General features: G+C 32.2%; 24 protein-coding genes. 21 read left to right on the top strand and 3 right to left on the bottom strand.

Features of this window, described 5'->3' with window-relative positions; translation table 11 throughout:
* Positions 1-52 precede the first annotated feature (52 nt).
* A complete protein-coding gene (locus ACLUJM_RS08550) occupies positions 53-715 on the top strand; it encodes a TVP38/TMEM64 family protein (protein ID WP_102164341.1) in 663 nt (220 codons plus the stop codon).
* Between the two features lie 313 nt (positions 716-1,028).
* Here the strand turns inward: ACLUJM_RS08550 and ACLUJM_RS08545 are convergent, their stop codons facing one another.
* On the bottom strand, positions 1,029-1,928 hold the full coding sequence (locus tag ACLUJM_RS08545) for a selenium metabolism-associated LysR family transcriptional regulator (protein ID WP_304065756.1): 900 nt from the start codon (positions 1,926-1,928) through the stop codon (positions 1,029-1,031).
* Between the two features lie 350 nt (positions 1,929-2,278).
* Between ACLUJM_RS08545 and ACLUJM_RS08540 the strand changes: the two genes are divergently transcribed.
* The 11 genes from ACLUJM_RS08540 to ACLUJM_RS08490 all read left to right on the top strand — a co-directional run bounded on the left by ACLUJM_RS08540 (position 2,279) and on the right by ACLUJM_RS08490 (position 13,806).
* Positions 2,279-3,340: an ABC transporter substrate-binding protein gene (locus ACLUJM_RS08540; RefSeq protein ID WP_294685946.1), complete on the top strand. Its 1,062-nt coding sequence runs from the start codon at positions 2,279-2,281 to the stop codon at positions 3,338-3,340.
* 73 nt (positions 3,341-3,413) lie between these two features.
* Entirely contained in the window at positions 3,414-4,436 is a 1,023-nt protein-coding gene (locus ACLUJM_RS08535; RefSeq protein WP_308580765.1) for an ABC transporter permease, read from the top strand.
* Positions 4,415-5,176, top strand: coding sequence for an ABC transporter ATP-binding protein (locus tag ACLUJM_RS08530; protein WP_304065761.1), 762 nt, complete (start codon positions 4,415-4,417; stop codon positions 5,174-5,176). The genes ACLUJM_RS08535 and ACLUJM_RS08530 overlap by 22 nt, the downstream gene beginning before the upstream one ends.
* A gap of 11 nt (positions 5,177-5,187) precedes the next feature.
* Entirely contained in the window at positions 5,188-5,589 is a 402-nt protein-coding gene (locus tag ACLUJM_RS08525) for a DUF4418 family protein (protein ID WP_316095040.1), read from the top strand.
* The gene (locus ACLUJM_RS08520; RefSeq protein ID WP_304065767.1) at positions 5,579-6,766 is read left to right on the top strand and encodes an ABC transporter permease; all 1,188 of its coding nucleotides are present in this window, start codon (positions 5,579-5,581) and stop codon (positions 6,764-6,766) included. Before ACLUJM_RS08525 ends, ACLUJM_RS08520 begins: the two co-directional genes overlap by 11 nt.
* The gene (locus tag ACLUJM_RS08515; RefSeq protein ID WP_304065771.1) at positions 6,767-7,426 is read left to right on the top strand and encodes an ABC transporter ATP-binding protein; all 660 of its coding nucleotides are present in this window, start codon (positions 6,767-6,769) and stop codon (positions 7,424-7,426) included.
* Between the two features lie 285 nt (positions 7,427-7,711).
* The gene (locus ACLUJM_RS08510; protein ID WP_294685954.1) at positions 7,712-7,954 is read left to right on the top strand and encodes a DUF2700 domain-containing protein; all 243 of its coding nucleotides are present in this window, start codon (positions 7,712-7,714) and stop codon (positions 7,952-7,954) included.
* Positions 7,955-8,132: 178 nt separating this feature from the next.
* A complete protein-coding gene (locus ACLUJM_RS08505; protein ID WP_294685956.1) occupies positions 8,133-9,083 on the top strand; it encodes a DUF3137 domain-containing protein in 951 nt (316 codons plus the stop codon).
* 9 nt (positions 9,084-9,092) lie between these two features.
* Positions 9,093-9,671 (top strand): LemA family protein, encoded by a 579-nt coding sequence (locus ACLUJM_RS08500; protein ID WP_412412630.1) that lies wholly within the window; start codon positions 9,093-9,095, stop codon positions 9,669-9,671.
* A gap of 182 nt (positions 9,672-9,853) precedes the next feature.
* A complete protein-coding gene (locus ACLUJM_RS08495) occupies positions 9,854-11,746 on the top strand; it encodes a cell wall-binding repeat-containing protein (protein ID WP_412412629.1) in 1,893 nt (630 codons plus the stop codon).
* Between the two features lie 170 nt (positions 11,747-11,916).
* Positions 11,917-13,806 carry a cell wall-binding repeat-containing protein gene (locus ACLUJM_RS08490; RefSeq protein ID WP_304067367.1) on the top strand — a complete coding sequence of 630 codons (1,890 nt, stop codon included), beginning with the start codon at positions 11,917-11,919 and terminating at the stop codon, positions 13,804-13,806.
* A 124-nt stretch (positions 13,807-13,930) separates the two neighbouring features.
* Here the strand turns inward: ACLUJM_RS08490 and ACLUJM_RS08485 are convergent, their stop codons facing one another.
* A complete protein-coding gene (locus tag ACLUJM_RS08485; RefSeq protein WP_412412628.1) occupies positions 13,931-14,839 on the bottom strand; it encodes a diacylglycerol/lipid kinase family protein in 909 nt (302 codons plus the stop codon).
* Positions 14,840-14,909: 70 nt separating this feature from the next.
* Between ACLUJM_RS08485 and ACLUJM_RS08480 the strand changes: the two genes are divergently transcribed.
* From ACLUJM_RS08480 to ACLUJM_RS08445, 8 genes are all read left to right on the top strand, one after another.
* Positions 14,910-15,215 carry a hypothetical protein gene (locus tag ACLUJM_RS08480; RefSeq protein ID WP_412412627.1) on the top strand — a complete coding sequence of 102 codons (306 nt, stop codon included), beginning with the start codon at positions 14,910-14,912 and terminating at the stop codon, positions 15,213-15,215.
* Positions 15,202-15,879, top strand: coding sequence for a DNA alkylation repair protein (locus ACLUJM_RS08475; protein ID WP_002834739.1), 678 nt, complete (start codon positions 15,202-15,204; stop codon positions 15,877-15,879). Before ACLUJM_RS08480 ends, ACLUJM_RS08475 begins: the two co-directional genes overlap by 14 nt.
* A 1-nt stretch (position 15,880) precedes the next feature.
* The gene (locus ACLUJM_RS08470) at positions 15,881-16,360 is read left to right on the top strand and encodes a pyridoxamine 5'-phosphate oxidase family protein (RefSeq protein ID WP_294684977.1); all 480 of its coding nucleotides are present in this window, start codon (positions 15,881-15,883) and stop codon (positions 16,358-16,360) included.
* A gap of 197 nt (positions 16,361-16,557) precedes the next feature.
* The gene (locus ACLUJM_RS08465) at positions 16,558-16,758 is read left to right on the top strand and encodes a cold-shock protein (RefSeq protein ID WP_035108999.1); all 201 of its coding nucleotides are present in this window, start codon (positions 16,558-16,560) and stop codon (positions 16,756-16,758) included.
* 99 nt (positions 16,759-16,857) lie between these two features.
* A complete protein-coding gene (locus tag ACLUJM_RS08460; RefSeq protein WP_294684970.1) occupies positions 16,858-17,085 on the top strand; it encodes a hypothetical protein in 228 nt (75 codons plus the stop codon).
* Between the two features lie 114 nt (positions 17,086-17,199).
* The gene (locus ACLUJM_RS08455) at positions 17,200-17,712 is read left to right on the top strand and encodes a nitroreductase family protein (protein WP_294684969.1); all 513 of its coding nucleotides are present in this window, start codon (positions 17,200-17,202) and stop codon (positions 17,710-17,712) included.
* Positions 17,713-17,735: 23 nt separating this feature from the next.
* Positions 17,736-18,278: a GNAT family N-acetyltransferase gene (locus ACLUJM_RS08450; protein ID WP_294684968.1), complete on the top strand. Its 543-nt coding sequence runs from the start codon at positions 17,736-17,738 to the stop codon at positions 18,276-18,278.
* Positions 18,278-18,820 (top strand): flavin reductase family protein, encoded by a 543-nt coding sequence (locus ACLUJM_RS08445; RefSeq protein ID WP_094210347.1) that lies wholly within the window; start codon positions 18,278-18,280, stop codon positions 18,818-18,820. Before ACLUJM_RS08450 ends, ACLUJM_RS08445 begins: the two co-directional genes overlap by 1 nt.
* A gap of 25 nt (positions 18,821-18,845) precedes the next feature.
* Here the strand turns inward: ACLUJM_RS08445 and ACLUJM_RS08440 are convergent, their stop codons facing one another.
* A complete protein-coding gene (locus ACLUJM_RS08440) occupies positions 18,846-19,391 on the bottom strand; it encodes a TetR/AcrR family transcriptional regulator (protein WP_294684966.1) in 546 nt (181 codons plus the stop codon).
* A 111-nt stretch (positions 19,392-19,502) separates the two neighbouring features.
* On the opposite strand from ACLUJM_RS08440, the gene ACLUJM_RS08435 reads away from it, so the two are divergent.
* On the top strand, positions 19,503-19,772 hold a 270-nt coding region (locus tag ACLUJM_RS08435; protein WP_412412626.1), incomplete at its 3' end, for an ATP-binding cassette domain-containing protein.

Below are 19,772 nucleotides of genomic sequence, written 5' to 3'. Positions count from 1 at the left end.
TATATTAAATTTATACGATACAATGAATTCAAATATAATTAGTAGGTGAAATATGGAAAAATTTAAAAAAATATTTTTGATAGTCCTATTGATAGCATTGACAGTCGGATTAATGGTATTTGTTCCGTACGATTCAATCAGAAATTTGGTACAAAAATCCGGCCCATGGGGAGCGGTTGTGTATATTTTATTGTTCACAATACTTCCAATTGGTTTCTTCCCAGTGCCAGCATTAGCGTTAATCGGAGGAGTTAGCTTCGGACTTGTTAAGGGAAGTATTTACACAGTTATTGGAGCAGCTATGAATTGCTTGCTTATGTTTGAACTTTCTAGAAAAATCGGACACGATTATGTTGTTAAGATGATTAATGAAAAATTCTCCGAAAAAAATAGGGACAGAATACTAAATGCACCAGATTCAAAACTGTTTACTTTGTTGTTTATCTTCAGACTTATTCCACTTATTCCATATAATCTTATAAATTACGGATTTGGACTTACAAATATAAGTTTATCGAAGTACATGCTAGCATCGGTTTTGGGAATAATTCCTGGAACACTTGTGTATTTGAATTTGGGGGATAAAGTGTTAAATGTAGGATCCAAGGAATTCTACCAAGCGATTATTTTGGTAGTAGGACTTACTGTTGTGAGCTTGATAATGGCTAAAATAATCGACAAAAAAGACAAGGAAAAGCAAAAAAATTTGAAGTAATTGATAATGAGGGTGTATAAAGGATTTAAATTGAGTGCCTGAAAAAGTAAAGTGAGTAACTCCTCTGGAAAAAATTGTAGAAAATTCAATTGAAAAAATTCGTAAAAATTCAACTGTTTGAGCGTAAGCGAGTTTTGAATTTTAGAATTTTAAGATTAGAATTTTCCAATTTTTGTAATCGAGACGAAATGAACTTTACTTTTTTAGCGAACGGATTTTTTCAAGAGGACTCACTCGTTATACTTTGATATAAAAACATACACAAGAAAACCGCAATGCTTACAGTATGAGCTATTGCGGTTATTTTTATGAATCAAAAATTTTCTTCCAAATATTTCTTTGTGAATTTTACAAAATCTATCACAGGCTCTGACAACAACGAATTGGAACGATACACTAGATAGAAATGCCTTACAGATTCAAAATCGTCAATCTTAAAAGAAATCAATTGATTATTGGCAACTTCTTCTTCAACGGAAAGTTTACTCATGATGGATATTCCCATACCGTTTCTAATACATTGTTTTAATGTTTCGGTGCTATTTGCTGTTCCAATCAAATTCAGTGAATTTTTGCTGATTCCTAAAGCGTCTATCATCTTCATAGATTCTTTAAGCGTTCCAGAACCTTGTTCACGGAAAATAATCGGCTCTTTCAAAATGGAGCTGATCTTCACGTTGTTCTTCTTCAATGCGTTGTAATAATCATTGTAAGGCGTGACCACTACCAGTTTATCACTAAGAACTTTTTCGAATGTGAGATCCTTATCCATTGTAGTCATACCTACAATTCCTATATTGATTGAACCATTTATAACTCCATCTATAGTAGTCAAACTGTCAGATTGAATTATATTCACCAAAGTTTTGATGTGAGACTTGTGATATTTCGTTAAAAGAGAAGGTAGAATATAAGTCGCAGGCACAGAACTTGCTCCGATATTGAAAGTTGTGAGACTTTTTTTCGAAAAAGAATCTTGCATACTTTCCATGATTCTTGAAATAGCCTTGGCGTAATTGTAAAATTCTCTTCCTTCTGGTGTAAGCTCCAACTTTTTAGTTGTTCTTTTCAATAATTCTGCATTAAGTTCATTTTCGATTTGTTTGATATGGGTACTTATCGTAGGTTGCGTCAGATAAAGTCTCTTCGCAGCCTCAGAAAAACTATCCCATTCCACAACAGTTATGAACGTTTCTAATTGTTTTAAATCCATAATATTCTCTCTCTTCATGGTAGTCAATATATCTATATTTTACCATAAACGCCTTATTTTACAAAACAGACAAATATTTTATTTTAATATATCCATTTGTAAATAAATTTAACAATTGAGGATTTATTTATAGAAAAAACCTATAAATGAAATAAAACAATGCAATACTAATAAATCAACATTTAATTGAATTTTTCAAAAATTCAAATGATAAAAACTTGCAAAAACACGATAAAAAGACGTTATTTATAGAAAATTTCAATTAATCTAAATAGTTATTGTATGTTAGAATTATTTAGGTATGAGAAATCATATTAAATTATCAAAAAATTAAGATGTAGGAGGATTACATGAAAAAAGGACTAAAAATATTCTTGTTAGCTATTTGTTTATCAGTATTATTCACAGGATGCGTGAAAAATGGTGAAATTAAAACAGAAGATAAGAAAACAGAAGAAAAAGCCAGCACAGAAAAAACAAAAACGACTGGCAAGATTGAAGACGAACCAATGTATGGAAAAGAAATTCTAATCGGTTACAATGGTGGATTGTGTACAGGAACACCAGGAATTGCTGCTGTAAACAAAGAATTTGAAAAAGAAGGATTGAAAGTTAAAGTTATCAACGTTCAATCAGGACTTGATGCAGTTGGAACTAATAAAGTTCAAGTTTTCTCTGACCACTTGGCAACAGTATTGGTACCATCAATTAACGGAATCAATGTTCAATTAGTAGCTGGAGCCCAAACTGGCTGTAAATCATTGTATGTACTTAACGACGACAAAATCAACAAAACAAGTGATTTGTTAGGAAAGACAATCGCAGTTCCAGACGGAATTGGTAACTCTGACCACAACATTGCTTTGAGATTTTTAGAACACGACAAAGTTGATGCAAAACAAATCAAATTCAAACCAGTTGAAACATCAGCAGTTATCCAAGCGTTAGAAAAAGGAGAAATCCAAGCAACACTTCTAAGTGATCAATTTGCAGAAAAATTTGTCAACGAAGGAAAAATCAAGTCTATCAGATCACTTACAACTGATCCGGATTTCCAAAAAGAACCATGCTGTGTACACGTTCTTAACGCTGACTTCATCAGAGATAACCCACAAACAGCAAAAAAAGTTGTTACAGCAATTATGAGAACTAAACATTGGGTTGAAGACAACAAAGAAGAAGCAACAAAAATTTTGTTCGACAATCACTGGGCAAGTGGAGACTTCGATCAAGCATTGAGAATGATGAATACTTATGATTTCAAAATTTCTCAAAAAGATACCGAAACTGCTATCAGAAGTACAATTGACGATTACAAAAAGTTCGGACTTATTTCAAACGAAAAATCAACTGACGATTTAATGAAGAAATTCTGGAATCCAATGGGTGTAGATGAATCAGTAGTAAAATAAAAAATAAAGTAAGGTTTTTGCGGATTATTAATTTAGTCCGCAAAATTTATCTTTAATAAAGAAAGGGGTAATGATGGAAAACGAAAAGTTAGATGAGTTAACTAGGGAACAACTTATTGAACTAGAATCCAGACCTAAAACAAAGGCTCAGAAAATATTAGACGTTGTTAAATTGATTCTCCCAATAATCATGGGAGTTATTTGTGTTTTTGAATACGTTCTATATCCAAACTTAAAACCTGATTCCATGCAAACTAATACTTATGTGGTGTTTATTTGGTCATTTGTTGCACTTTATGGAGTGTTTTTCATAGCATCATTTTTCAAAAAGAACGTTAGAGCAAAATTAGTCTACAAAGCGCCTTTTTATGCTTTTGTATTCTTCTTGTTGACATTGTATGATTTTTTGACATTAAAAACAGGAATACTAACACTACCATATTTCCCATGGGTGGATAAAATCTTAAACGCAATAATAACTGACCAAGCATTACTTATAAAATCGGTAAAAAGTTCATTGAAGTTGCTATTTACTGGGTATTTCATCGGAGCGATTTTGGGACTTATAACTGGAATTTTGTGTGGATATTCTAAAAAAGTAAACTATTGGATATCTCCATTTATGAAACTTTTAGGACCAATTCCTACAACTACATGGTTGCCATTAGTAATGGTATTGGCTACAAGTTTGTTCTATGGATCGGTATTCATAATAGCTTTGGGTGTATGGTATGCGGTGACAATCTCTACAATCACAGGTATTTTGAACGTGGACAAATCAAACTACGAAGCGGCAAAAACACTTGGAGCAACAAGCAATCAATTGATTACCAAAATTGCCATTCCATCAGCTATGCCAAATATTTTCGGTGGACTTACAATAGGAATGAGTTCTGCTTGTACAGCTCTTTTGATAGCAGAAATGCTTGGTGTAGAATCGGGACTTGGTTGGTATATCACATGGAAGAAATCTTGGGCAGAATACGCCAGCATGTACGGAGCGATTATCATAATATGTCTTACATTTATCGCTGTTAATTTTGTTTTGTCGTTAATTAAAAAGAGAGTCCTTAAATGGCAAGAAGGGATGGAATAATGAATAATTTGATTTTTGAAAATGTATCTAAAAGCTTTTTAAGAACTGATTCAGACGGATTAACTCATGCCCTTACTGATATCAATATGACAATCGAAGATGGAGAATTTGTGTGCATCGTAGGACCATCAGGCTGTGGTAAATCCACTCTTTTAAGATTAATTGCAGGACTTATCGTTCCAACTACAGGATCCATTACTTTAAGCGGCAAAAAAGTTGAAGGAACAGACAGCGATAGAGGAATGGTATTTCAAAAACCGACACTATTTCCTTGGTTAACAGTCGGAGAAAATGTTGGGTTCTCAGCAAATTTGAAAAAACAAAACAACGAAAAGGAAGTAGACAGACTTCTTGAAAAAGTTGGCTTAATGGAATTCAAAAACTCATATCCACATCAATTATCTGGAGGGATGGCGCAAAGAGTTGCATTAATCAGAACGATGATTAACAAACCTAACGTGTTCTTGTTGGACGAGCCACTAGGAGCGTTGGATGCATTCACTAGAATGAACATGCAAGATGAACTCATTAGATTGTGGCAAGAAAACAAACACATAATGATAATGGTAACACACGATGTCGATGAGGCCATTTACTTATCTAACAAAGTTGTTATAATGGAACCAAGACCAGGTAGAATAAAGAAAATCTTGGAAATCGAAATGGATTACCCAAGAAATAGAACTAGCAAACAGTTCACAGATTACAGAAATGAAATTTTAGAAACGTTAAACATTTAAGGAGAAAAACTATGAAGAAGATTTTAAAAATTTTGCAATTGGTAGCGGCAGTTATTCTAGCATTAATACCAAAAGTTATCGCAAAACCATGCGAAGTAATGCCAGGCAAAATGCCAATGAAATGCTTCCACATGTCAAATGCAGTATTTGTTATAGCTGTAAGCATAGTGATTTTATTGGTAATTGCATATATCATTAAAGACGAAAAAATCGAATGGGGAATTAATATTGCAGTTCCAATTTTAGCTATTGATTCATTCCTATTAGCAAAGGTTGTAATAGGCGGTTGTAAACACGCGGGTGCCGCTTGTCAAATGAAGACAATTCCAGCGATTAGTATTTGTTCAATCATATTAACTATAATTTCAATAGCATACCTTGTTGTATTGAAGAAGAGTATAGATGAAAGATAAATTGTACCTGAAAAACTGGATATCATCAAATCCTGTCAGAACATTTATAATAGTTTTGATTATGGCGATAGTGTCCGCACTTTTGTTTGTAAGCATGTATTTTTCAATTGGACTTAACAATTCAATCGACAATATGAAACAAAGATTGGGCGCAGATATGATGATTGTTCCAGAAAAAAGCGGAAAAGAACAGGAAGCATTATTCGTATCTGGTAAGCCTTCTGAGTTCTACATGCAAAATGATGTACTTGATAAAGTACAAAAAGTCGAAGGAGTAAAACAAGCAGCTCCACAATTGTACATTGCGACTCTTCAAGAATCTTGTTGTTCATTCCCTGTCCAAGCTATAGGAATTGATTTTGAAAAGGACTTTACAATAAAACCTTGGATGAAACAAGATGTGAAGGAATTGAAAGACGGAGAAATTTTAATCGGAAATAATGTGAGTGTAGTTGATGCAAACACATTGACTTTTTTTGGCAAAAAATACAAAGTAAAATCAAAATTAATGAAAACTGGTCTTGGATTTGATAATGCAATATTCATGAATTTTGATACGGCGAAGAAAATGCTACAAGATTCTATTAAAGTTCATCCGCAAAAATACGTTCCAAATTCTGAAATATCTTCAATTTTAATAAAAAAACAAGATAATGCAGATAGTGAGCAATTAACAGTTAACCTTATGAAATCACTTAGAGGTACACACACTATGGTTGTCATGAACAAAAACTTCGTAGACAATCTATCCAAAGAAATGTTCTCTCTTATGAAATATTTGAAAATACTACTAACATTTACATTGATAATGGCAATAATCGTATTAATTTCGATATTTACAGTTGATTTCAAAGACAAAGAAAAACAAATGGCAACTCTAAGAATACTTGGTATAACAAAGAGTAAACTCAAAACCATAATCCTAAAATACTCTGTAATATTATCATTTATCGGAGCAGTTTTAGGAATTGGATTATCCATACTCACAGTCAAGTTGTTCTCCGGACAGATAGAAAAATCTTTGGATTTGTCGTTTATGAGCGTAAATGCAAAGGAAATTTTGATGATATCCTTAATTACATTAGCCGTTGTAATCGTAATAGCATTGATAACACAAATTTTCAACGTAATCAAAATATCCAAAGAAGAATTAGCACTAAAATTGAGAGGTAATTAAATGGAAATATTAAAAATTGAAAATTTGACAAAAAGTTACATCATCAATAAAGATAGAAAAAACGAAGTACTAAAAGATTTGAACCTAACGGTTGATGAAAATGACTACATCGCTATAGTTGGAGCCAGCGGTGCAGGAAAAAGTACGCTATTAAATGTGATCTTGGGATTTTTGAATTACGACGAAGGAAGCGTAAAGCTTTTCTCCAAAGAAGTCAAAGATTTTACGGACGCTGAAATATCAGATCTTCGTTCGAAAAAAGTATCATTCGTACCACAAGATTTAATCGTGTTTCCAGCCTTAACTGTAAGAGAAAACCTAGAAATGAAAGCGGAAATCTCAGGCGTATCAAATTTTGATTATGAAAAATTCATCAAAAAATACGACATGGAAGAACTTCTTCAACTAAACAGTGCGAAGAATTTATCCGGTGGAGAAATCAAAAAGCTAATGATTTTAAGAGCGTTGATAAATGAACCTGAGCTTTTAATATTAGACGAACCAACAGCTAACTTGGATGAAGAATACGTCGACAAATTCTTGGACTTGCTCGATGAATTGAATAAGAAAATGACACTTATATGTGTAACTCACGATTCAAGACTCAAAAACAGAGCGAAAAAAGTGTACAAATTATCGGGGAAAAATTTAACAGAATAATATAGAATGACCTTTAAAAGTTTAATGACTTTGGAGGTCATTTTTTTTATGCAATCATTGACAAGTTAATTTACTAAGAATAAAATCTAATTGAGAGAAGAAGGTAAAATAAATTAAAGTATTAGAAGCTACAATGAAAGAGACACGTATACTCATTAAAATGGCTACAAAAATATGTGATAACGAAATGTTTACGAATTAGAAGAATTTAAAGAAATTCTACAGTCAGATGAAGAATCAAACAGGATTATTTGTTTCAAGAAAGGTTTATAAATTTGAGAAGACATGGAAATATTTAAAATACTTTTACCTTTGATTATAACGGTGATATTAGTCCTAATCGTCATCAAAAAATCGAAAACACAATCAAAAAATTCGCCTGAAAATTATATGTCATTTGGGATGGCATTGGGAATGATGCTAGGCGCGGGTTTAGGAACTATCTCCGATAAATTCGACATTGCGACTTCGATATCAATCGGTATGCTTTTGGGTATGGTTATAGGAATGAGCATAACAAAAAAATAAATTTATACGAGTATGGCACCAGTAAGAAGGTGTCTTTTTTATGTTATATGCACAATAAATCTTTGTAAAATATTTGTAAAAATATCAAGAATTGGTATAAATAGCTTATTTTTCGCGAATAATCGGGTATAAATATAAATGAAAGCATGTACAAAAATAGTGAGTGAAAGGAAAAGCAGTGAGGAAAAAATACAGGGATAAATTCACCAATCCCGAAATAGTAAAGCGAATTGAACAAATAGAAAATTCTCCACAAATGCAATCAAAACTACATTCAGTAAAAAATGGAATGAAGGACAACATCATTAATCCATTTTTAGTTATAGGTGCTATGGTTGGATTTATTGCATTAAGAGCGATGCTAGGAATTTATTCAATTCTTGTCATGGCGGCTTTAGTATATTTTTGGAACAAATATTCAAAACAACGAAGAACTGAACTTGCAACATCCTACACTGATAATTTCCTATTACCAGTGTTGAATGAAATCTTGCCGGATACAACAATTGATTATTCTAAGAAAGTTGATGTGAAAGTGATGCAAAGGTTGGTTCCTAATTCTGAGTATTATTTTGGAAACTGCCACATAGTATTTGGTGATGATTACAAAACAGAGTTTTCTAATATGCAAGCATACACAGAAACTGAAGATAGTGAAGGACACACACGACAAACTATTGATTTTTGTGGACAGGTTTTGATGGCGAAATTTGACACTAAAATAAATGGACACATAAGAGTAGTTCCCATAAAAAAAGGGAAAGTGCTTGGGTTTAGAAATCATGGAAGCTACGGAAGGAAAACCAAAATAGAAAAAGAAATTGAGACGGAATCCATTGAATTTAACAACTCATACGCAATATATTCAACAGATGATTTCTACACAAGACTAATTTTAGATCCTAAAATTATAGAGTTATTGAACGATTGGAAAGAAAAAATGAGAGTGTGCTTGTACATGAACGAACAATACATCTCCGTATCATTTGAATCAAATGCGTTTTTATTTGCATTACCACAAACGAAAAAACAAGTTGATGAATTGTCGCTTTCAACAGAATACGAAAAAGTTAGAGAAAAATTATCAGGATTTTACTCTCTAATAGATATAATAGGTGAAAAATTATAAGGAGAAATTATGGACAGATTTTTAAATTCGGAATTCACAGCAATTGGAATAATTGCATTAATCATTTTAATAGTATTAATTTGGTGGGTAAAAACATCGAATAGATTTAACCGATACAAAGTCGTAATAGACGAATCCAAGAAAAACGTAGACATTGCACTAGCCAAAAGATACGACACAATTTGTGAAATGATAAAAGTTGCCAAATCATACGCGAAACATGAAACATCAACTTTTTCGGATGTAATTAAACTTCGACAAAATGCAAATATCAAAGAATTTAACGCAGCAATACAAAACCAAGACCGTGAAATCAGCAAAATATTTGCACTTGCTGAAAGCTACCCAGACCTTAAATCATCACAAGAATTCATCAATCTTCAAGACGAAATCAGCGACGAAAACGAACAATTAGCAGCTGCAAAGAGAATAGTAAACAACAATATCAGCATAATAAATCAAGAAATCGTGTCATTTCCTAAATCTGTTGTCGCAAAATCTAAAGGGTTGAAAGAAATGGAATTTCTTAAAGAACAAAACATAGACAGCAAAAGGTCGATAAGTGAATTCGACTACGACGTTAAATAATTAGAATATTTAAAAATAAAGGGGATAACTTCTGGGATTGTAACGATCTTGGAAGTTTTTTGATAGGAGAAAAATAATTCATAAAAATATTGCAAAAAAAATATATAAGGAATACAATATAGTTAACCAAAAGACTTTTGTAAATAGGAAATCACAAAAGTTAATAAAAACGGAGGGAAATTATGAAAAAAACAAGTAAGTTAATCAAAGTAATCCTTGCATTTGCATTGATTATAGGAGCGTTTTCATTTAACTCATCATTTGCTGCTGGGCAAGATGTTGAAATCAATGAAACAAACTTTCCTGATGCTAAGTTCAGGGAATATGTAAAAGAATTTGATGAAAATCGAGACGAAAAATTAAGCAAAGAAGAAATTAAATCGGTAACAAGTATTAATACAATTGTAAATACACCAAAAAACTTTAAAGGTATTGAGTATTTTACTGAGATAAAATCATTTTCTGCTTCTGATAATGTAAAAAATATTGATTTATCTAAAAATACAAAACTTGAGAAAATCTATTGCACTCTTAACAAAAATTTAAAAGAGTTGGATTTAAGTAAAAACACAGAGTTAAAAGAATTAGACTTATCAGATAATGCTCTTACAAAATTAGATTTGAGTAATAATAGTAAACTTGAAGAAGTTAATTTATGGCATAACAAAATAAAAGAAATTAATCTTACAAATTGTGTGAACTTAAAAAAAATAATCTTAACTTATAACGAGTTAAAGGAATTAGATTTGTCAGATTGCGTAAATCTTAAGGATCTTGATTGTGAAAATAACAATCTAGAAACAATAGATATTAGTAAGAATAAACAATTACAAAGCATAAATGCTAGAAGTAATAGATTACAAGCGATAGACACTACTAAAAATAGAGAATTAAGTTTTTTTGTAGTGGATTTGCAAACATTTGATTATTATACAGATATTAATCACAAGGTTATTTATTTAGAAAAACTTCCTGGTAATCCTAATCCAAAAAGAATAAAGGAACTAGAAAATGGAGAATTAGTAGGAAATAAAATAGTGTTGGATAAAGGTAAAGAATCTGTAAGATATTCTTACGAAAGTAGACCTGGAGAAATTCAACGTGAATTTGGAGATTTATTGAGGATACAAATAAATGTAAAAACAGGATTTACAGACGATGAAGACCAACCATCTGAGAAACCGCAACCAAACGAAGAAAATAGAATTTCAGGTAGAAATAGAATATCTACAGCAATCGAAGTATCCAAAAAATACTATGAAAAAGCAAACACAGTAATAATTGCCAGAAGTGATGAATATCCTGACTCATTAACAGCATCACCATTAGCTAAAAAATTAAATGCACCTATATTATTGACATCCAAAAATGAATTAGAAGAACCAGTAAAAGCAGAAATTAAAAGATTAAAAGCAACCAATATAATCATAGTAGGTGGAGTAAATTCTATATCAACTAACGTAGAAAAAGCATTGAGACAATATGATAAAGATGTAGAAAGAATAGCTGGACATAGTAGATATCAAACATCAGCCGCAATAGCAGAAAGCCTTTTAAACCAATCTGCAAGAAAAACAGCAATAATAGCAAGTGGAGAAAACTTTGCGGATGCATTAACAGCAGGTGCCTATGCGGCAAAACAAGAGTATCCAATACTACTAGTACAAAAAACAACAGTTGATACACAAATTACAAAAGTTCTAAACAAATACATCAACAAAACAATAATAGCAGGAGGAGTAAACTCCGTATCAGAAAAAGTAAAAAAAGATCTACCAAAGAACACAGAAAGAATTGCAGGAAGAAGTAGATACGATACAGCAGCACAAATTGCAGAAAGATTATTCAAGTCAGAAAAAGCATTTGTAGCAAGTGGAGAAGTATTTGCAGATGCGTTAGTAGTATCGCCAGTAGCAGGAAGATTATCATCACCAATATTATTGGTAAATAGAAAAGAATCACCAAAAACAATTAAAGAATACGTAAAAGAAAAAATAACAGAAATTACTGTAATAGGTGGAAAGAAATTCGTTCCAAGCTCAATAGTAACAGACTTAGAAGCAGCAATAAAATAATAACATATAAAAATCAGAGTTTTATACAGCTCTGGTTTTTTAGAATGGAATAATAGAAAAAAGATTTATAAAAACATTGCAAAAAATATATATAAGGAATACAATATAGTTAACCAAAAGACTTTTGCAATTATAAAATTGCGAAAGTCAATAAAAAACGGAGGGAAATTATGAAAAAATCTAGTATGTTGACCAAAGTAATCCTTGCATTTGCATTGATTATAGGAGCGTTTTCATTCAACTCATCATTTGCTGCAGGGCAAGACGTTGAAATCAATGAAACAAACTTTCCTGATGCTAAGTTCAGAAAGAATATTAAAGAGTTTGATAAAAACAAAGATGGAAAATTTAGCAAAGATGAAATTAATTATGTAACATCTATTTTTGCGGAAAGTGGTGAAAAAAATTTAAAAGGGCTAGAATATTTTACAGAAATCAAATCTCTATTTTTGGGATATTCAGTTAATTATGTTGATACATCAAAAAATACTAAGCTAGAAAAGATTCATTTTTCTGGAAATGATAGTTTAAGAGAGCTAGATTTAAGCCATAATAATGAGCTTATTGTATTAAGACTTGAATTTACAAATATAGAAAAATTAAATTTAAGCAATAATACAAAACTTGAATATGGTGAACTATGGTATAATAAATTAAAAGAAATAAACCTAAAAAATTGTAAAAATTTAGCGAATCTTAACGTTGATTCAAATAAGCTAAAAAGCATAGACTTGAAAGATTGTGTAAATCTTGATAAATTTAGTTGCTCAGATAATGAATTAGAAAAATTAGATATCAATAATAATAAAAAATTGAATTATTTAAATCTAAGAAACAATAGATTGCAATCATTGGATACCACTAAAAATAGAGAATTAGACAGGTTAGTAGCAGATATGCAATCATTTAATTATTACACAGATATTAACCATAGATTTATTGATTTGGCAAAACTTCCAGGCAAGCCTAATCCAAAAAGAATAAAGAATTTAAAAAATGGTAAACTCGTAGGAAACAAAATTGTGTTGGATAAGGATAAGGAATCTATTACTTATGATTACGAAAGCAGACCAGGAGAAATTCAACGCCATAATGGTGATATAGTAGAGGTAAGAATCAACGTAAAAACAGGATTTACAGACGATGAAGACCAACCATCTGAGAAACCACAACCAACAGAAGAAAATAGAATTTCAGGTAGAAATAGAATAGATACAGCAATAGAAGTATCCAAAAAATACTACGAAAAAGCAAACACAGTAATAATTGCTAGAAGTGATGAATATCCAGATTCATTAACGGCGTCACCATTAGCTAAAAAATTGAATGCACCTATATTATTGACATCTAAAAATGAATTAGAAGAACCAGTAAAAGCAGAAATAAAAAGATTAAAAGCAACAAATATAATCATAGTAGGTGGAGTAAATTCTATATCAACTAAAGTAGAAAAAGAATTAAGACAATATGATAAAGAAATAGAAAGAATAGCTGGACATAGTAGGTATGAAACATCAGCAGCTATAGCAGAAAGACTTTTAAAACTATCTGCAAAACAAACTGCAATAATTGCAAGCGGCGAAAACTTTGCGGATGCATTAACGGCAGGAGCATATGCAGCACAACAAGAATATCCAATACTACTAGTACAAAAAACAACTATTGATACACAAATTACAAAAGTTCTAAACAAATACATCAACAAAACAGTAATAGCAGGAGGAGTAAACTCCGTATCAGAAAAAGTAAAAAAAGATCTACCAAAGAACACAGAAAGAATCGCAGGAAGAAGTAGATACGATACAGCAGCACAAATTGCTAAAAAACTATTTAAGTCTGAAAAAGCATTCGTAGCAAGTGGAGAAGTATTTGCAGATGCATTAGTAGTATCACCAGTAGCAGGAAGATTATCATCACCTATATTATTAGTAAATAGAAAAAAATCACCAGAAACAATTAGAGAGTATGTTAAAGAAACAATAACAGAAATCACAGTAATAGGTGGAAAGAAATTCGTTCCAAGCCCAATTGTAACAGACTTGGAAAGCGTAATTAAGTAAATAGCAATTAACACACAAAAATCAGAGCTGTATAACAGCTCTGATTTTTTGATGAGTAATGTTAAGATTTGTTATGTTTTGTTTGTCACGAATATTGTACAATATCCGTGACAAAATTCTATTTCTACTTCATCCTATAATCGCAAACTTTAGCGAATCGCAATGCTTTTGGCACCACTTTGAAATCCAAGTAATTCGTTGTGAAGATTTCGCCGTCGACATTTACTATCAATTCTTTTTCGAATTTGATACATCCTTTAGTCAATTTTTGAAAATGTATCATAGGATGTGACAGATGAGCGCCTTTTTTGTATTTGAAAATCAACGGGATTATTTTGTACAAAGGCATTGTTTCTGCCAAGCACAATTCCAACACGCCATCAGTAAGTTTAGCATAAGGAGAAGGGTTGAATCCTCCGCCGTAGAAACCACCGTTGCAAATCGCGCCAAGCAGATAATATCCTTTCAAGTTAACTTCTCCATTTTCTCCGTTACTTGTCGTGGATTCCAACTTGTATTTAGGAATTTTAAATAAATTCTGCAACACTGCGATAGGATATGCATTTGCCCTGAGTTTTGGATTCTTCTTCAACAAATTATATGCAGAATTCAAAATCACCGTATCAAATCCAAAGCTAAGCACATTCACGCAATATCTGTCGTTGACTTTGATCAAATCAATGTCGTCAATAACAGGTTTGATTGTGTTTTCGATTTTGAAATTTGAGTAATCGAAATTCTTGGAGAAATCATTCGCCGTTCCAGAAGGAATAAGTCCGACGCTGAACTTTGCGTTTGTTTTCTTCATTTCATTTATGACTTCGTTTAACGTTCCATCACCTGAACACACATACAACAAAACATCTGAACAATCGCAGTATTTTCGAACGATTTCAGATGCGTGGTTTTTGTGTTCTGTTTTTATTATTGTATATTTCAAATTGTTGCTTGAGTAGCACTTCACGATTGAGTGTTCTAACTCCGAAAAAGAGCCTGCTCCAGCCTTGCTACTCAACAAAAATACGTATTTCATTTAATCACCATTCATATTATAATATAAACATAAATTGCTGTACATAGAATTTTACACAAAGGATGATATCATGAATAAATTTGTTTATAATATAATTTACGTGCTGATAGTTGTAGGACTTATCGCGTTATTCGAAAGAATTTTCAGAAATAGAAAAGGCAATCCGACACTCAACAAAATTTACAAAATATTAGTGGTGATTTTTTGGATAATCGTTACTATCGTCACAGTCTTGCTGTACTGGGCAGGTTACGGATATTTCAAACAAGGAAACTCATCTGTTGCAGTAAAACTTTTTGTGTTTGGAATATTGATGACGGTAAGCGTTGGATACAAGATTTATACTTTGATTGGAAATAAAAATGGAAATAATTAATGAACTTCAGTCCCTACAAGATTTGAAATACCGTGATTTTCAAGCGAAACTAATCCCTACAATCGACCAATCCACAATTATTGGAGTTAGAATGCCTGATTTGAGAAAATTAGCGAAAAAAATAGACGAAAAACATTCGCAAATTTTCATGGAAGATTTGCCACACACTTACTACGAAGAAAATATGCTTCATTCTATTTTGATTTCTAATATGAAAAGTTACGATGATTGTATCAATCACTTGGAAAAATTTCTTCCATTTGTAGATAATTGGGCGGTTTGTGACTGTATTTCGCCAAAAATTTTCACGAAAAACACCGACAAATTAATCGAAAAAATAAAATTATGGGCACAATCTTCCCACACATACACCGTGAGGGTCGCGATTTGTTTGTTGATGAAATATTTCTTGGATGATGAATTCAAGGTTGAATATTTGAACATTGCGGCTCAGATCAAAAGCGAAGAATACTATGTCAACATGATGATTGCGTGGTTTTTCGCGACGGCGTTGGCAAAACAGTGGGACGATGTTATATTCGTTTTGGAAGATAATTTGCTAGAAGATTGGACGCACAACAAAACTATACAAAAATCCAGGGAAAGTTTCAGAATAACACCTGAACAAAAACAATATCTAAAATCATTAAAGAAAAGGAGATAAAATGCGAAGAAAAGATCGTGAAATCACAAGTTTTGATGAACAATTGAAGATAATAGATCAGTGTGATGTAGTAAGGCTAGGGCTTGTTGATGACGAAGGCTATCCGTATATTTTGCCACTGAATTTTGGATATGAAGTGGTGGATAATCAATTGGTTTTGTATTTTCATGGCGCACTGGAAGGCTACAAATACCAACTCATCGACAAGAACAACAAGGCTTCTTTTGAGATGGACACAGACCACGATTTGTATTCCGACAGAGAAAAGGGATACTGCACGATGAATTACTCAAGCATCATGGGAAAAGGAATCGTGGAATATGTGACAGATGCTGAGGAAAAATTCAGAGCATTGACCGTGATGACGGACAAATATCACGTAGAACATTTTGAGTTCAACCCGAAAGCAATTCCAAGAACTAGGGTTTTCAAATTAACAGTTACATCAATGACTGCGAAACACAAAACTATGAAAAAATAAACTTATAAAACACAAAAATTATTATTCAAAAATGCTTGACAGTATAACTTATCAGCTGTATACTGAAAAGGTAGTAAGTAATTAAGGTAGTGAATCAAAGTTTTGTAAAATATTTTATTCTCTTAAATTAATTAGTTATCACAAAAATAAAAATGTACAGTGGTACGGTTATTCTACGGAATAACGAGGAGGATATTATGAGTAACGGAACAGTTAAATGGTTTAATTCTACTAAAGGATTTGGATTTATAACAGGAGAAGACAACAAGGACATTTTTGTTCACCAAAGCGCAATCCAACAAGAAGGATTCAGAACATTAGAAGAAGGACAAAAAGTTTCATACGATGTTGAAGCTTCTGAAAAAGGCGACAGAGCAGTTAACGTAGTTAAATTATAATATAACAAGGTTCAATCATTTTGGTTGGACCTTTTTAATTTGTTCAAATGTGGGTATAAATATATTGCCCAAAATATTAATAAAAAGAAAGGATTAACAATGGCAAACACAGAACAAAAAATTATGGAATTAATTCCAGATGAATTGAAGAACAAATTACCGGGATTTTTACAAGGAAATGTACTATCAGGAGTTGTCGACAAAATCAAACAACAATATCCAGATCTTTACAAAAAAGTTGAAGAATCAGAAGGTCAAATCCCTGAAGATGTAAAACAAAAATTGACAGAAGTAATCAATAACTTTGTCCAACAAAAATTAGGATAAAATCAGACCAGTATGCGTGAAAATGTGTACTGGTTTTTTGTTTGTCAAAATATTACAAAATCTCATAAATGTGATATATTAGTATTAGATTTTAAAAATTATGGGAGGAATAATATGGATTTTGAAGAAGTGATTAAAAATCGATATTCTTGCAAAAAATATAGCGACAAAAAGGTAGAAAAGGAAAAACTAGACAAGATATTGGAAGCTGGAAGATTAGCGCCAACAGCGAAGAACTTGCAAGAACATCACATTTATGTAATACAATCAGAAAAAAACTTGAAAAGAGTCGACGAAGTGACACCTTGTAGATACGGCGCAAGTACAGTTTTGCTTGTAACTTTTGATAAGACAAACGTGTTTACATATCCTGGCGATAGAAGAAATTCTGGAATAGAAGATGCATCCATCGTCGCTACTCATTTGATGTTAGCAGCGAAAAACCAAGGATTGGAAAGTTGTTGGATTAATTTCTTGGATCCAGACATCACACATAAAAAGTTCCGTCTACCTGCAAAAGAAGAAGTGCTAATGATGCTAGACATCGGCTATCCTGCTGAAGATTCTGAAATCAATCCACTTCACGACAAAAGAAAAGATTTGTCAGAAACAGTAACATTTATTTAAACAATAATTAATCTGGAGATTTAATGAATTTAAAATATAACGAAATATTAGTTAGAAATGCCTCTTTGGAAGATGTACCTAATTTATTAAAATGGTGGAATGATGGCAGGGTAATGGAACATGCAGGATTTCCTCTTGGACTAAACACTACCGATAACAGAGTTATACAAAATATTAAAAATCACGACATGATAAATAATGCTCTCTTGATAATTGAATATAACAAATTTCCAATTGGAGAAATGAATTACAAGAAACTTGTTCATAAATCGGTGGAGATTGGAATTAAAATTTGTGAAGAAGAATATCAAAATAAAGGTCTGGGAAAAATTATTTTAAGTTTATTAATCAGTGAGTTGTTTTCAAAAGGATTTGAGAAAATAGTATTGTCAACAACTGTTGAGAATAAAAGGGCACGTCATGTTTATGAAGAACTAGGATTTTTCAATACCGAAATTAAAGAAAATTCGTGGACAGATCAATTGGGAAACATTCGCTCCTCTGTAATGTATGAGCTAATTGAAGAAAATTTTAATAACCAATTAACAAAACGAAAGGAAAATTAATGAACAAAAGAAAAATCGACGTAATGGACTACGCATCAGACATTGTAAAAGAACTTCCGAAAGGAATATTTTTGAACACGAAAGCAAACGGCAAATTCAACAGCATGGCGATTGCGTGGGGAACAATAGGCTACAATTGGAACAAGCCTGTGTTCGTGTGCTACGTTAGAGAAGGAAGATTTACCAGAGAATTGTTGGACGAAAATCCGGAATTCACAATCAGCGTCCCAATCGGCTCCTACGACAAAAAAATCATGAAAGTTTGTGGCAGCCAAAGTGGAAGAGATGTTGATAAAGTAGAAGAAGCGAACCTCACACTCGTTGAGCCAGAAACAATTTCTGTGAATGGAATCAAAGAACTTCCTTTAACGATTGAATGCAAACTAATTTATCGTCAAGAACAGGATTTGTCATTACTTCCAGACGATATTTTGAACAGAAATTACCCACAAGATGTCGATAGCTCCAATCCTCGCTCCAACAAGGATTTTCACATCACATATTTTGGAGAAATCGTCGACAGTTATATAATTGAAGATTAATCGCAAAACGACTCAGTCACATTGACTAAGTCGTTTTTAAATTGCTCACTTGATAGAAATAATTCGCTAATTCATCAGTGCTTTCCACGCCGCCTTTTCTAATCCAATGCAAAATAATTCCCGAATTCAAGGACAAGAACACCTCCGTCGAATAATCCTTCGGCAAAAACGGGTGATTGTCAATCGAATACTTCAACTCTGGAAGCGTATCAATCAACGCCAACAAAAACTTTCTCAACATATCGTTGATATAGTTGTAGCTGTTCATCGTCAAAGCGTAAATAAAATCGAAATCATCCTTCACATAATCGATAACTTTTTTGATGATATCGTATGAATATTTTCTGCCAATCTTTTCCGACGTCAAAATCTCCTTCAATTCCTCGAAAATTTCCTCCACCAAATTATCCACCAAATCCATTTTATCGTCGTAGTGCAAATAAAATGTCCCGCGATTGATGTTGGCCTGTTTCGTCAATTCGCTCACCGAAATATCGTTCAAACTTTTCTCGTTCAACAAAATCGTCAACGCTTTTTTTAATTTGTCCCTCGTATCCGTTTCTCTAATCATAAAATCTCCTTAAATGAACAAACTGTTCAATTGTGTTTTGTTACAATTCTACTTTTAATATAAAATAATTTATAAGATAAATCAACACATTGTTCATATAAGAGGTGAAACATGGCATACATTGAAATGAAAAACAGCTACAAACGCTACAAATCAGGACAATCCGAAATAATTGCAAACAACGACATATCATTTGAAATAGAAAAAGGAGAATTGGCGATCATTCTCGGCTCATCAGGGGCGGGCAAATCCACCGTTTTAAATATTCTCGGTGGAATGGACACCAACGACGAGGGAAATGTGCTCATAGATGGCAAGGACATCAGCACATTCAACGAAAAGGAGCTGACGAATTACAGAAGAAATGACGTAGGATTTGTG

Source organism: Finegoldia sp. (genome assembly GCF_046991905.1).
Lineage (GTDB): Bacteria > Bacillota > Clostridia > Tissierellales > Peptoniphilaceae > Finegoldia.
This window is presented reverse-complemented; position numbering and strand designations above follow the sequence as displayed.